The sequence below is a fragment of the Puniceibacterium antarcticum genome (genome assembly GCF_002760615.1).
In the GTDB taxonomy this organism is placed as follows: Bacteria; Pseudomonadota; Alphaproteobacteria; order Rhodobacterales; family Rhodobacteraceae; genus Puniceibacterium; species Puniceibacterium antarcticum.
Genome location: NZ_AWWI01000016.1, coordinates 94933 through 109672, shown reverse-complemented (window position 1 = coordinate 109672; position 14740 = coordinate 94933). Strand labels below are relative to the sequence as shown.

The 14740-nt window shown below is 60.6% G+C and carries 12 protein-coding genes; 6 read left to right on the top strand and 6 right to left on the bottom strand.

Translation table 11 applies throughout. The features are described 5' to 3' along the window. The first annotated feature begins 42 nt into the window (after positions 1-42). From P775_RS01180 to P775_RS01160, 5 genes are all read left to right on the top strand, one after another. Entirely contained in the window at positions 43-1119 is a 1077-nt protein-coding gene (locus P775_RS01180; RefSeq protein WP_099909241.1) for an ABC transporter ATP-binding protein, read from the top strand. After that, complete coding sequence (locus tag P775_RS01175; RefSeq protein ID WP_099909240.1) at positions 1116-1979, top strand: ABC transporter permease; 864 nt, start codon at positions 1116-1118, stop codon at positions 1977-1979. The genes P775_RS01180 and P775_RS01175 overlap by 4 nt, the downstream gene beginning before the upstream one ends. Continuing rightward, positions 1976-2764 (top strand): ABC transporter permease, encoded by a 789-nt coding sequence (locus tag P775_RS01170; protein ID WP_099909239.1) that lies wholly within the window; start codon positions 1976-1978, stop codon positions 2762-2764. Before P775_RS01175 ends, P775_RS01170 begins: the two co-directional genes overlap by 4 nt. A 28-nt stretch (positions 2765-2792) precedes the next feature. Then, entirely contained in the window at positions 2793-4280 is a 1488-nt protein-coding gene (locus tag P775_RS01165; RefSeq protein WP_099909238.1) for an aldehyde dehydrogenase family protein, read from the top strand. Between the two features lie 62 nt (positions 4281-4342). Then, positions 4343-5764 carry a gamma-aminobutyraldehyde dehydrogenase gene (locus tag P775_RS01160; protein WP_099909237.1) on the top strand — a complete coding sequence of 474 codons (1422 nt, stop codon included), beginning with the start codon at positions 4343-4345 and terminating at the stop codon, positions 5762-5764. 230 nt (positions 5765-5994) lie between these two features. Here P775_RS01160 and P775_RS01155 read toward each other — a convergent pair whose 3' ends face one another. Further along, the gene (locus P775_RS01155) at positions 5995-7206 is read right to left on the bottom strand and encodes a polyhydroxyalkanoate depolymerase (RefSeq protein ID WP_180287272.1); all 1212 of its coding nucleotides are present in this window, start codon (positions 7204-7206) and stop codon (positions 5995-5997) included. 104 nt (positions 7207-7310) lie between these two features. On the opposite strand from P775_RS01155, the gene P775_RS01150 reads away from it, so the two are divergent. Continuing rightward, positions 7311-7967, top strand: a complete 657-nt coding sequence (locus P775_RS01150; RefSeq protein ID WP_099909236.1) for a glutathione S-transferase family protein — start codon at positions 7311-7313, stop codon at positions 7965-7967. A gap of 188 nt (positions 7968-8155) precedes the next feature. On the opposite strand, the gene P775_RS01145 is transcribed toward P775_RS01150, so the two are convergent. From P775_RS01145 to P775_RS01125, 5 genes are read right to left on the bottom strand one after another with little or no spacing between them, the layout of a single operon-like run. Further along, the gene (locus P775_RS01145; RefSeq protein ID WP_099909235.1) at positions 8156-9520 is read right to left on the bottom strand and encodes an FAD-dependent oxidoreductase; all 1365 of its coding nucleotides are present in this window, start codon (positions 9518-9520) and stop codon (positions 8156-8158) included. Beyond that, positions 9513-10379, bottom strand: coding sequence for an isocitrate lyase/PEP mutase family protein (locus tag P775_RS01140; protein ID WP_099909234.1), 867 nt, complete (start codon positions 10377-10379; stop codon positions 9513-9515). Before P775_RS01140 ends, P775_RS01145 begins: the two co-directional genes overlap by 8 nt. Next, complete coding sequence (locus tag P775_RS01135; RefSeq protein WP_180287271.1) at positions 10376-10993, bottom strand: cysteine hydrolase family protein; 618 nt, start codon at positions 10991-10993, stop codon at positions 10376-10378. Before P775_RS01135 ends, P775_RS01140 begins: the two co-directional genes overlap by 4 nt. Next, on the bottom strand, positions 10993-13056 hold the full coding sequence (locus tag P775_RS01130; RefSeq protein WP_099909233.1) for a hydantoinase/oxoprolinase family protein: 2064 nt from the start codon (positions 13054-13056) through the stop codon (positions 10993-10995). The genes P775_RS01135 and P775_RS01130 overlap by 1 nt, the downstream gene beginning before the upstream one ends. Beyond that, the gene (locus P775_RS01125) at positions 13053-14702 is read right to left on the bottom strand and encodes a hydantoinase B/oxoprolinase family protein (protein ID WP_099909263.1); all 1650 of its coding nucleotides are present in this window, start codon (positions 14700-14702) and stop codon (positions 13053-13055) included. Before P775_RS01125 ends, P775_RS01130 begins: the two co-directional genes overlap by 4 nt. Positions 14703-14740: the final 38 nt, after the last annotated feature.

Here is a 14740-nt window from a genome sequence, read left to right as displayed (position 1 = left end):
AGGTCACGCTGCGGCCCCTCCTCTGACGGCGGAGTCGTGGAAATGCGCAATATTATCGAGATCGAAAACCTGACAAAGACCTTCGGTCACGTGACCGGAGTGGATGACATATCGCTGAACGTCAGGCAGGGCGAATTTGTGACCCTGCTGGGGCCGTCGGGCTGTGGCAAGTCAACGCTGCTGCGGATGATCGGCGGGTTCGAAGAGCCCACAAAGGGGCGCATCGTTCTGGACGGGCAGGATGTGACCCATGTGCCGCCCAACAAACGCGCGGTGAACATGGTGTTTCAGGACTATGCCCTCTTCCCGCATCTGTCGGTGGGCAAGAACGTTGGCTATGGCCTGCGCGTCGCCGGTCTGCCGCGCCTCAAGGTTCGCGAAAAAGCTCTGGAGGCTTTGGCGCTGGTCGGGCTTGAGGACCGGTTCGATGCCGCGCCGCATACCCTGTCTGGTGGTCAACGGCAGCGCGTCGCACTCGCCCGGGCCATCGTGCGCCGCCCCAAGGTGCTGCTGCTGGACGAACCTCTTTCGGCGCTGGATGCCAATCTGCGCGAACAGATGCAGATGGAACTGAAGGCGCTGCACACAAAAATGGGGCTGACATTTATCCTTGTCACCCATGATCAGACCGAGGCGCTGACCATGTCCGACCGTATCGTGGTGATGCGGGGGGGAAAGATCGTGCAAATGGGCAGCCCGGTCGACCTGTATGAACGCCCCGCAACAGGCTATGTCGCCGGTTTCATCGGCTCGACGAACCAGTTCCGTTCGAGCGTTTTGGCGGGTGTCACGGGGCCGGTGGTGCATTGCTTTGGCCAATCCCTCAGCGCGCCCGCAGGCGTGCGCCCGGGCCAGCAGGCGCTGTTCGGCTTTCGCCCCGAAAAGGCGCTGGTGCAGTTCGGGGAAGACGTTGGGGGACCTGATACGCTGCGCGGCAAGGTGGCCGACAGCCTGTATCACGGTCAAAGTGTTCGGCTGATGATCGACCTTGGCGCAGGGCAGGTCATGGTTGATCTGCCGATGTCGGGGACCGCGGCCCTGCCGCAGATCGGACAGGCGGTCAGCCTGCAGGTTGATTCGGACAAGATCATGATTCTGGCGGATGAGGTCGCGGCATGAGGCGGGCACTGCGCCTGAAACGCGCGCTGGTCCTCTCGCCGCCGTTGCTGTGGACCTTCCTTTTCATGTTCGTGCCTTATGCGATCCTGCTGGTCTATAGCTTCTGGAGCCAGAATTACCCAACCTTCGTGCCTGATTTCCAGCTCGGAAACTACGTGCTGATCTTCACCGATCCACAGTATTTCCGGGTCATCCTGCGCACCCTCAAGATCGCTTTCTTTGTCTCGCTCGGGGCGGCACTCATCGCCTATCCCTACGCCTATTTCCTTGTCTTCCGGGTACGCACTCCCAGCCTGCGGCTGGCGCTGTACATGGCCGTGGTCGCTCCGCTCTGGGTGTCCTATCTGCTACGCGCCTACACTTGGAAGACGATTCTGGGGACGACGGGGATTCTCAATTCCTTCCTGATGTCCACTGGCATCACGTCCGAACCGTCGTCGGTTTTCCTTTACAATCAGACAGCGATGATCGTGACGCTGATCTATGTGTTCATCCCTTTCATGGTGATGCCGATCTACGCCGTGCTGGAAAAGATCCCGCGCAGCCTGAAAGAAGCATCGTCGGATCTGGGAATCGGGCGCGTGCAAACCTTCCTGAACGTGACGCTGCCGCTTTCAATTCCCGGCATCGTTGCAGGGTTCACCATGACCTTCTGCCTGACCTTTGGGGATTTTATCGCGCCTTTCCTTGTGGGCGGACCGGACGGTCAGATGATTGCCAACGTCATCGCCTCGCAGTTCGGTGCATCACTCAACTGGCCGCTCGGTGCCGCGCTTGCGCTGATCATGCTGATGATCGTGCTGTCCATCATCACTGTCTCTGAGAGATTTGAGCGTCTTGGACAGGGGAAATTCGCATGAGCCGACCGCAGTACGAGCGCGCGGCATGGGTTGTCGGCATCACGCTGATCCTGCTTTTCCTTTATCTGCCCATTGCGGTGCTGGTCGCCTACAGCTTCAATGAGTCCCGCTCGCTCACCTGGCCGATGACCGGATTTACGATGCAGTGGTATCAGAAGTTGGCGGACAATAGCGCGCTGATCAAGGCGTTCTACAACAGCCTCTATGTCGCTGTCTGTGCTACGACCCTCACTCTGATGATCGGCATTCCCGCGGCCATCGCGCTTGACCGGATCGACTTTCCCGGCAAGGGGTTGTTTCGCAAGCTGATCCTGCTGCCCATCGCCCTGCCGGGGATCATCACCGGAATTTCCATGCTGATCCTGTTCCGCCAGCTTGGCTTTCGTCTTAGTCTGGAGACGGTGATCATCGGTCATGCCACGGCCTTGCTCGCCGTGGTGGTGACGCAGGTCTATGCCCGCTTGCAACGCCTGCCCGCCAGCCTGCAGGAGGCATCGGCGGATCTGGGCGCGTCAGGATTGCAGACATTTTTCCTGATCACCCTGCCCAATATCAGGACGGCGGTGATCGGCGCGGCCATGCTGGCCTTCACGCTGTCATTTGATGAAATCCCGGTGACTTTTTTCCTGACTGGCCGCGACAACACTTTGCCAATGTTCATCTGGTCGACCATGCGCCGGGGCCTCACACCCGAAATCAACGCCATCGGAAGCCTGATCGTGCTGATGTCCATCGTGCTGATCTTTATCTCGGTCCGTTTGCAGCGCGACACAAAGATAAAATGAAATCAATGAAATACGACGGGAGGCTGCTATGAACGCATATCCAAAGATCAAAACCGACGTGACAAAAGCCGCACTTATCGGCGGCGAATGGGTGGACGGGTCCGCCGGCACATTTGCGGTGCAGACACCCCATGACGGATCGATCCTGCACGAGGTCGGCAGATGCAGCGCAGCTGACGCCGCCCGCGCCGTTGCCGCGGCCCGTGCCGCACAGCCGGCCTGGGCCGCCTTGTCGGTGATCGAACGCGCGCAGATCATGCGGCGCATCCACGCTCTGTTTCTGGAACGGGCCGAACCCATCGCGCAGATGCTGAGCGCAGAGATAGGCAAGCCGATCACCGATGCCCGCGAAGAGGTGTTCGAATACTCGGTGCCGTCCTGGTCAAAATCAGCAGAAGAGATACTGCGCCACCGCGGGCTCTCCTTTCCATCGACGCAGGAACGCACCACAAATAAGCGGCTGGTGATGAACCACCGCCCCCTTGGCGTGGTGGCCGCGATCACGCCCTATAATTTTCCGACCGACATCTCCTCGATCGCGCTCGCGCATATCGTGGCAGCGGGCAACACGGTGATTTGGAAGCCATCAGAATATGCCGCCGTCTGCTGCGCCATGCTGGCCGATGTATTCAAGGATGCTGGCCTGCCCGACGGTGTGATAAACGTGGTGCAGGGCCATGGCGATGTCGGCGCGGCGCTGGTCGAAAGTAAAGGCGTGGACGGCGTGTTCTTTACCGGATCCACCGCGACGGGCCGAGGCATTGCCGAGAAATGCGCGCTGCGCCCGCATCTGCTGGAATTGGGTGGCGACGGGCCCTTCATCATCCTTGCGGATGCCAATATAGACGCTGCGGTCGATGGTGCGATGAACGGCTGTTTCTACTACGCGGGGCAGGTCTGCACCTCGGCCGAGCGCCTGTTGGTACATGAGGCGGTGTATGACGAATTCCTGGAAAAGTTTCGTGCCAAGGCGGCATTGCTGAAGATCGGCAATCCGGCGGATGAAGAGACCGAAATGGGACCGCTCTGCAATGCGGCCACGCTCAGCCGGGTCAAGGCACATGTGGAGGATGCGATAGCCAAGGGAGCACAGATCGAACAATTCGGCCGCGAAGAGGGGCTGTATTTCCCCGCCACCATTCTGACCGGTGTTACCACCGACATGCTGATCGCTCAGGAGGAAACCTTTGGCCCCGTCGCGCCGATCATCAAGATCTCGTCAGCGCAGGAAGCAATTAAGATCGCGCATCAGTCCGGCCTGGGCCTCATCGCTTCGCTCTGGACACAGGACCTTGCCACCGCCTGGCGAGTCGGCGAGGCGCTGCCGCATGGCACGGTGAACATCAACGAAACCTCGAACTACTGGGACCAGCTGGCACCTTTTGGCGGTGCGGGTCAGTCCGGTGTGGGCCGCGAGTTGTCACAATGGTTTCTGGAAACCTTCACCGAACGCAAGCTGCTGGTCTTCAACCTCAGCGGCGAAAAATACGACCGGCGTGCCGAGGGCGGCTGGTAGCCACTCTTTCCGGCGGGGGTGATGGCACCCCCGCTGAAACCATCCACAGGAAAGTCATCAACATGGATACACACCTCTTGATTGGCGACCGGTTAGAATCCGGCGCGGCCCCCGGCGACACAGTGCTCAATCCCCGCACCGGCCTGGTGATCCAGGACCAGCCCGAGGCATCGCCGCAACAGGTTGATGCAGCTGTCGCCGCAGCACAGGCCGCCTTTGCCACATGGTCACGCACAACCCCGGCTCAGCGGTCGGGCTATCTGCTCAGAATCGCTGATCGGATCGAAGCCGAGGCGGAGGACTTTGCAAAGCTTGAGGCGCTGAACTGCGGCAAGCCGATCAATTGCGCGCTGAACGACGAAATGCCTGCCATCGTGGACACTTACAGATTCTTTGCCGGGGCTGTGCGGACCATGACGGGGATGCTGGCGGGCGAATACCTCGAAGGCTATACTTCGATGGTGCGGCGCGATCCGGTCGGGGTCGTGGCGTCGATTGCGCCTTGGAACTACCCGCTGATGATGATGGCCTGGAAACTGGCCCCGGCGCTTGCGGGCGGCAACACCATTGTCTTCAAACCGTCCGAGATGACGCCGTTGAGCGCCCTCAAGATGGCAAAGATCCTTGCCGACGTCCTGCCGAGCGGCGTGGTCAATATAGTGACCGGTCGCGGTCAGACCGTGGGCAGCCATCTGGTGAACCATGCCGGGATCGACATGATCTCGCTGACCGGCGACATCGGAACCGGATCCAAGATGATCCAGGCGGCGGCCAGCAGCATCAAGCGCACCCATCTTGAGCTGGGCGGCAAGGCGCCGGTGATCGTGCTGGACGATGCCGATATCGCAGAGGTGGTCGAAGGGCTGGCAGCCTTCGGATTTTACAATTCAGGTCAGGATTGCACCGCCGCCTGTCGCGTCTATGCCAGCGATTCCGTCTATGAAAACCTTGTCGCGGATCTGTCGGGCGCAGTGGACGCGATCAAGTACGATCTGGCCGATGACACCGAAAACGAGATGGGACCACTGATTTCAGGCCGTCAGCTGGACCGCGTGTCAGGCTTTGTGGAACGCGCACGCGAGTGCGGCCATATCGAGATTGCCACGGGCGGAGCGGTCCATGGCACCGGATTCTATTACAAACCAACGGTGGTCGCGAACGCCGAGCAGAGCGATGAGATCGTGCAACGAGAGGTGTTCGGTCCCGTCGTGTCGGTGACCCGCTTCAACGATTTGGAACAGGCGGTTGGCTGGGCCAATGACAGCGGCTATGGCCTTGCCTCCTCGGTATGGACAAAGGATATCGGGCGCGGGATGCAGATCGCATCGCGCCTGCGCTATGGTTGCACCTGGGTGAACACACATTTCATGCTGACCAACGAGATGCCACATGGCGGGTTGAAACGGTCGGGTTATGGCAAGGATATGTCGATCTATTCCCTTGAGGATTACACCACCGTCCGGCATGTGATGGTAAAGAACTGAAGCGTTTCCGGTTTTACCCGGTACAAACAGCATCGGATTTCGCGCTCGACCAAACGGGAAGGCCGTGATTATCCGATGCAAGGTTGCCGCAAAATCCTTAAGGCTGCGCGGCGACAAACCCTTTGGCCGCTCAAAAAACCAGATATAGCTCAGGAGCAGTGGTCTTGGATCAATTCAGGAGGGACCTATGCCATTCGGTGGGGTCGATTGATGCCCGCATTTCGCAATCTCTATTCCATGGCAAGGATCATGTTGCGCACCACAGGATAGATCTCATTTTCCCACCTGCGTCCGTTGAAAACGCCGTAGTGCCCAACATTGGCTTGCAGATGATGCCGCTTCAGGTGGGGACGCAGTGATGTGCACAGATCATGGGCCGCAGCGGTCTGCCCCAAACCGCATATGTCGTCCCGCCCACCCTCGACGGTCAGAAGCGCTGTCTTGCGTATTGCTTCAGGGCGCACCTTTTCCCCGTGAAAATGGAAATCGCCGGTGGCCAGTTCAGCACGCTGGAATACCCTGTCGATGGTTTCGATGTAGAATTCCTCGGTCATGTCGAGCACCGCGAAATACTCGTCATAGAAATCCTTGATCTTTGCGGCTTCGCTCTCTTCGCCGGCCGCCAGATGTGCGTACATCTTGCTGTGCTGCGTCTTGTGACGATCCATGTTCATCATCAGGAAAGCCGTGAGCTGCAGGAAGCCCGGATAAACCCGACGCCCGCCCCCCGGATAGCGCCCCGGCACAGTGGCAATCACATTGCGCTTGAACCACTCCAGCGGCTTTTCATCGGCCAGTTCGTTCACCGCCGTCGGACTTTCGCGAACATCCACCGGGCCCGCCATCAGCACCATACTGCGCGGGGTTGCGGGGTTGTTCTGCTCGGACATGACGGCAACCGCTGCCAGTGCCTGAACACAGGGCTGGCACACCGCCAGCAGATGCGCCCCGGGGCCGATTTCTTCCAGGAAACGGATGATATAGCCCACATATTCATCGACGCCGAATACGCCGGCGTCTCGCGGCACATCCCGCGCGTTTTTCCAGTCGGTGATATAGACATCATGGTCGCGCAGCAGCGTCTTAACCGTTCCCACCAGCAAGGTGGCGAAATGACCCGAAAGCGGCGCACAGACCAGCACCCTTGGCTGCGGCGTATCAATGTCACGTTTGAAATGAACAAGCTGCCCGAACGGCAGATCGCAGACCACCTCTTCGGTCACCCGGACCTCGCGGTTTTCCACCTGCACCTTGCCAATGCCAAAAGCAGGGCGTGTATGGCTCAGCTTGAATCGGCTCAGCATCTCCAGCGCCGCCGCCTGTTTTCGCGCCACAGCCCCGAATGGACCGCTGCCAAGCGGGCTGAGCGCCAGCCCCAGGGCAGAGGCGCTTCTCAAAGGGGCGAAAAAATCATCAAGTCCTTGATACGCAGCATAAAGCACGGGTGTTAAACCTCCGGGTTGCTGGAAAACGCTAGTCACATCGCGACGCATCATGCGACAAGAATCCTAATGACCCCGCCGGTTCAAAGGACGGACAGGACAAGATGGCACAGGCAACGCTTACGATTTCATCGAAGAACTATTCCTCGTGGTCACTGCGCGGCTGGTTACTGTGCAAGTTGTCCGGTCTGAATTTCACCGAAGCGCCTGTTGATCCTGATGATGCCGACTACCGGCAAGAGCTTTTGCTGCTGTCACCATCCGTGCGCGTGCCGCGCCTGACCCATGGAACGGTCGCGGTCTGGGATACGCTCGCCATAGCCGAATATCTGAACGAGACCTTTCCCGATGCGGGGCTCTATCCAAGGGACGTGGCAAGACGGGCGCATTGCCGCGCGATCTCGGGCGAGATGCATTCCGGCTTTTACAATCTGCGCTCAGCGCTGCCAATGAACCTCAAGGCGCGCCACAAGAGTTTCAAGATGTTTTCTGGCGCCCGCCCCGATGTCGACCGTGTCCGCACAATCTGGCAAGAGTGCCTTGATGCCTACAAGGGGCCTTTCCTCATGGGCGACACACCTTCGGTCGCCGATGCCATGTTCGCCCCGGTCTGCACACGATTCCGCACCTATGCGGTGGACATGGGCCCACAGCTTGAGGTGTATATCGACCACATCCTCGCCTGGGCACCGATGCAGGAATGGACAGGGGGCGCGCTGGCCGAACCGGAAGAAATCCTCGAACTCGAAGTTGAATTCTGACGGCGGAAAGGCGGCTTTTTCCAATCGGTTTCAAGCGCTTGCAAATCCGTACACGGTGACGCAGATGGGTGATATCATCGGGTTGTTGGAAATGGCGTGGCAGCGCAACACTCGCAGTATGATTATTCAGACCAACATGCTGGGGCTCAACAGCTTACGTTTCCCCCGAGAGGTGGTCGCATTCTCGATCAAACCCCTCCACGGCCCGCGCTATATCCCAGAACCACTGCCGCAAGCAGCCCGTTGCCGGAGAGATAGCCACTGTCGCCCGTACCGGAGACACCACAGGCCGCACCGCCCGCAGCAAAGAGATTGGGAAACAGGCTCCCGTCCGTGCCGCGCACACGACCATCTGTATCTGTTTCCAGACCGCCCTGCGTGTGAAACAACGCGCCGCTCACCTGCACACCCATATAGGGAGGAACAAGCGGCTGCATGTCGAACTTTCGCTCGAAACGATCATTTCCACCGACAGGCCGCGCGGCAATCTCCTGCGCCAGCGCGGCTTCTGGCACACCAAGCAGCCGCGCAAGCGCTTCACCACTCTCCGCTGATTTTATGGCGCCCTGTGCCTCTGCCTGCTTGAAATCAGCGAACTGACGCGCGATCTCAGCAATGCGGTGATCAAAGATCGCAAAGGCCCGACCATCGGGCTGGGACAGCACGGCGCGGGCCGCTTCGGAATAACCCTGGCTTTCGTCCCAGAAACGCTGTCCGTAGCTGTTGATCTGAAACCCGCCTTGGGTGATCACCGCCCAGGTGATCAGAATGCCATGCGGATGCGCCACATTGCCATGCCCCTGATAGGCGCCCAGATTGCGCGTCGCCGCACCCAAAGCCTGCCCCCAGTGCACTGCCTCACCCCGGTTGCCATCGTGACCGAACCAGACAGCGTCTTCGATATCCGGCATATACCGCGCCACCATCGCACGATTGCCGCCAAAGCCGTTGCAGGCAAGGATCAGCTTGGCGCAGCCGATGGATTCTGCAGCACCATCGGGACGTTCCAATCGCACGCCGGTGATCTTGCGATCACTGTGATACAGGGTGACGGCGCGGCGTTCACAAATGATGTCGATACCCCGGTCCTCGGCCGCTGCGCGCAACCGGTCGATCAGTTCAGCCCCAGACCGCGTGGGCAGACCGTGCATCCTGCGGCGGCTGTGACCCGGGTAGTCGAAATCCGTCACCACCGAAAACGGCAAACCAATCTCATCCGTCAGCCAATCGATCACGGGCGCCGACCCGCAGGCGAGTGCATCGACCAGATCGGGGTCATTTTCCGACTTGGCCTTTTTCTGGATATCTGCGGCAAACAAAGCCGCGTCATCGGTGATCCCGACCACAGCCTGCAGACGGGTACCCGCAGCCGGGATCAGCCCCGCAGATAGCGCGGTTGATCCTTGCGGGACTGCATCAGCCTCGATCACCAGCACCTCCTCGCCCGCCTCTTGGGCGGCGAGAGCCGCGACAAGGCCGCAAGCCCCCGCGCCAATGATCAGCGTGCCGGTCTCAAAATCGAAACACTCGGGGGTTGGGGCGATGTCAGCCATCTGCGGGACCGTATTTGCGGCCGGTTTCAAGCAGGGCAGGCGTTCCGATCACCGCATTCAGCCCGTCGAAATCGAACATCCGGTCCGCAAAGCGCCGGTTCGATCCATTGGCCCGAAGGCTGGCATAATAATCCTGCGCCGTCCGCGCCAGCGCGCGCACGATTCCACCTGGAAAGATCACGATGGAAAACCCCATCTTCTCCAGATCCTCTGACGAGGAAATCGGCGTCGCACCCCCCTCGACCATATTGGCTAGAAGCGGGATGCGTCCGGCAAAGCGTTGCGTCGCAGCCTGCATTTCCTCGACCGACCGCAGCGCTTCGATGAACAGCACATCCGCCCCCGCCTCGACATAAAGCTCGGCACGGTCAAAGGCGGCGTCGATCCCTTCGACAGCCACCGCATCGGTGCGGGCAATGATCAGCGTCTCGTCAGAATGGCGCGCATCGGCCATCGCCGACAGCTTGCCCACCATTTCGGCGGCAGAGATCAGCGATTTGTCCGCCAGATGGCCGCAACGTTTGGGGTAGGTCTGATCTTCGACCTGCAGCGCCGAGGCGCCGGCGCGTTCATACTGGCGTATGGTCCGCTGCGCGTTCAGCGCGTTGCCAAAGCCGGTATCGGCGTCAATGATCACAGGCAGATCGGTCCTGTCCGCGATCAGTGCCATCGTATCGGCCATTTCAGATGCCGTGGACAGCCCGATATCGGGCCGCCCAAGCCGGGTATAGGCGACGGCAGCTCCGCTCAGATACAGCGCCTCGAACCCTGCCTCGGTGGCGATTGCAGCGGTAAGGCCATCATAGACACCGGGCGCGGTCAGGATGCGGCTCTCTTGCAACCTAGAGCGCAGGCTCATGCCGCCCCCTCCAGCCAATCGACAGCATCAGCGCAGGTCATTTGCGCGCCAAGCGAGCCGAGAGAGATCAGCGTCGCCTCATGCACTTCTGAGCGGAACGCAGCGCAGCCATCGCTCAGCAGGATGGTATCAACGTTGCGCAGATGGGCGTCACGCAGGGTCGATGCGACGCCGCCATTCGTCACGATCCCACCAATGATCAGCGTGTCGATGTCCAGAGCGCGCAGGATATATTCAAGACGGGACTGATAGAACGCGGAATAGGCAACCTTTTCGACGGTATAATCCGCCGGGGCCAGATCCCCGACAAGGGAATGGCCAAAACCGCCCGGTGCAAAATCGCCTTTGGTCAGAAAGGGACGCAGTTCTTTGAGATGCGGCGCAATCAGTGGTTCCCCCCCGGGTCCTGGCACCAGCGTGAACTGCGCCGACACATAGGTACCGCCCTTTGCCCGTAACGCATCGCGCACCGGCGCAATCCGCGACGGCAGCGCCTTGATGCTCTCCGCACCCTGTCCCGCGCGGCCATAGGCCCCTTCGGGATGCAAAAAGTCGTTTTGCAGATCAATTGTCAGCAGAGCAGTCCGTTTCGGGTCAATCTGAGAGATATCCATTATGCGTCCTCCCGCATGATGATGGTGTTTCCATAGCTGTCGACGCGCCCCATAAGCCCCGGTTCAATCAGCACTGTTGTATCTGGCTGCTCAAGAATGGCCGGGCCGTGGATTTCGGCGCCCACCGGCAGTGCCAGACGATCATAGATCGCCGTGCTGAACCATTGGGTGCCAAAATGCACGTCGCGATGTCCTTTGAGCGCGTCCCCGGTCCGTCCGCCCACCGGCGCCAGTGTTGAGAGATCGAATTTGGGGCGTTTCCCGGTCACGGCAGAGCGCAGGTTCATCACCCGGCGCACGCCTTTGTCCAGAAGGCGACCGTATGCGGCCATATAGGCGGCATCAAAGGCGGCAGCAATCTGCGCCAGCGTGGGCGCGACGACCGTCGTGTCGTTCACTTGGACCGTCAGCGGCACAGACACCGTGTGGGTCTGCCCCAGATAGGCCATATCCAGCTCAAAACTGATATCGCGGGATTCGAACGTGGTGCGTGACGCTGTCAGCATGGCCAGCCCCTGATCCACATGACTTTGCATAAATCGGCAGAGGCTGGTCGTGTCCAGAGTACCGGCAAGGCTGTTGATCGTCTGGACAAAATCCTGCCGCATATCAGCAATCACACAGCCCATGGCGCTGGTGACACCAGGATACCGCGGGACGATGGCCCGGCCAATGCCCACATCAGCCAGCATCGCGCCTGTGTGCAGTGCGCCGCCGCCACCAAAGGGCATGAAGGCAAAGCGTTTGGGATCAAAGCCGCGTTCGATGCTGACCAGCCGGATCGCCCCGGCCATGCGGCTGTTGGCGACGCGCAGAATGGCCTCGGCAGCCTCTAGCGTTGTCAGGTTCAGCGGCACGCCGACATGAATGTCGATTGCCTTTGACGCGGCTTCGACATCCAGCCGGGTCAGTTTCCCGCCAATCGGGTTGTCAGGGTCGATGCGCCCCAGAACCACGTTGGCATCCGTGACCGTCGGGCGCGTGTTGCCCAGCCCATAGGCCACAGGCCCGGGGTTGGAGCCGGCACTTTCCGGCCCGATGTTGAGCAACCCGCCCTTGTCCACCCAGGCGATGGACCCACCGCCGGCCCCGATTGTTGTGATCTCGATCATCGGGGTGCGCACCACCATGCCGAAATCAATCGAGGTCTGCGGCGACAGGATCGACTGCCCGCCTGAGATCAGCGACACATCAAACGATGTCCCGCCCATGTCGCCCGTGATCACATCGGGAAAACCCGCCGTGTCGGCAATATAGGCGGCCGCGATGACACCAGCGGCAGGGCCGGACAGGGCTGTGCGCACCGGCAGCTGACAGGCCGTGCCAACATCCATGACGCCGCCATTGGACTGCACGATCATGAATTCGCCCTCAAAACCGCCCCCTTTCAGCGCACTTTCAAGCCGGTCGAGGTAACCAGACACCTCGGGTTGCAGATAGGCATTCAGCGCCGTGGTGGAAAACCGTTCGAATTCACGGATCTCTGGCAGGATTTCATGAGAGGCCGACACATGCGGCGTCGGCCAGATCTCGCGCAGCGCGGCCACGGCAAGGGCTTCGTTTTCGGGGTTGGCGTAGGAATGGGCAAAGAGAACCGCAACCGCCAGACATCCCTGATCCAGCAGCTGCTGCGCAGCGTCACGCACGGCCTGCAGATCAACGGGCACGCGGATTGTGCCGTCTGCCAAGGTACGTTCTGGCACCTCAAGGCGCAGATCACGCGGCACGACGGGTTCGAAATCACCGCGCAAACCCCAGGTCCAGGGCCGGTCACGGCGGCGCATTTCCAGCACATCGCGCAGACCCTGCGTGGTGATGATGCCGATCTTTGCGCCCTTGCGTTCCAGCAGCGCATTGGTGCCGGCCGTCGTGCCATGCACAACCACCGCCACATCCGACAGATCACTGACGTGCCGGCCGATACCATCCAAGAAGCCGCCAGACTGGTCGGGCCGCGTGGTAGGCACCTTGGCAACACTGGCAGTGCCTGCAGCTTCGTCCAGAACGAACACATCCGTAAAGGTGCCACCGACGTCGACGCCGATCATCTTCTTGCCGCTCATGCCTGCTGCTCCTGCCATGCGGTTCCATAAAGCCGAACTGCCTCGGCTGTGCTCAGAAAGCCAAGCGCGACATCCCGCGCCACAGCGGCCGGATCACGGTCTGCGGCCGGCCCGTACCCCCCGCCACCCGGTGTCTCCAGACGCACCGCTTCGCCCGCTTTCAGCGGGATGCCGCGCATCTTGGATGTCATTGGCGGATAGGCCAGCGCGCCGTCCTGATCATAGGAAAACACGTTCATCGCTGCGGCCCCGCCACCCGCGACACCCTGCGGGGCAAAGCGGCCGCGTTCCCCGAACAGAAACGCTTCGGCACCGTTTTCTTCCAGCACTTCGATCTCATAGACCGCGCCCAGACCGCCACGGTGCTGACCTGCACCGGCGCTGTCGGGACGCAGGGCCCATTGCCGGAACATCACCGGATAGGCCGCTTCCAGAATCTCCATCGGCGGGATCGTCGCGGTCGAGATCGGCGCATTACCATGGTTCAAACCGTCCGACTCCAGCGATCCGCCATGCCCCCCGCCGTAGAAAGAAAACATGACCCAGGGTTGGCCATTGCTGCGCCGCCCGGCAATCGACAGCGCATTGATCGTCCCATAGGCATTGGCAACAACGCGGTCCGGCGCCGCCTGCGCCGCTGCAGAAAAGATCACGTCGATCATCCGCAGAATCGTTTCCGTATAACCCCCGACCGGCGCCGGGAATTCCGCGGCAAGCAGTGATCCTTCGGGGATTTTCACCTCGATCGGGCGCATCACGCCGGCGTTTGCGGGCAGGGCGGGAAAGATGTGCTTGATCGCGACGTAGGCCGTGGCCACCGCGGTCGGCAGCGCGATATTCACAGGTCCAGCGCAGCGTGGCGCCGTTCCCGCAAAGTCCAGCACCATGCGATCACCGCGGATTTCAAGCGCGACCGCAATAGGCAGCGCCTCATCCTTGATTCCGTCGTTGTCGAGGTAATCCAGCGCTTCCCAGCGACCATCGGGCAGGGCCGCTAGTTCGGCCCGCATCAGCGTTTCGGCGCGATGTCCCAAGGCCTCAAGCCCGGCACTGACGGTGTCCACACCGTATTCATCCAGCAGCTCATCCATGCGGCGCACGCCCAGATCAAGCGCACCAAGCTGCCCGTTCAGATCCCCCATTGCGGATTGCGGCAGCCGGGTGTTGCGCATCAGAATGTCGATAATGTCCTGATTTACCTCCCCCTTGCGGGCCAGACGGACGGGTGGCAGCACAAACGCCTCCTGAAAGACATCCGTGGCTGCAGGGTTGTAGTTGCCCGGAACACCGCCGCCCAGATCATGCCAGTGCCCGACCGAGGCAAGGTAGCAGAACAGCTCGCCATCGCGGAAATAGGGCCGCACAAGACGCATGTCATTCAGATGCGTGCCGCCCACATGCGCGTCGTTGAAGATCCAGATATCACCGTCTTCGGCCTGCCCGCTTGCGGCGGCCTTTTCGATCACCGCCTTTACCGCAAAGGACATGACCCCGACAAAGATCGGCAGACCGGATTTCCCCTGCACCAGCGTGTCGCCGGTGACAGCATGATAAAGCCCGTGAGACGCATCATGCGCCTCGGCAATGATCGGATTGAAGGCAGAGCGGAACAGGGTTGCGTCCATCTCGTCTGCAATCTGCTCCATCCGTCCGGCAAGAACTGCCAGCGTGATCGGGTCAATTT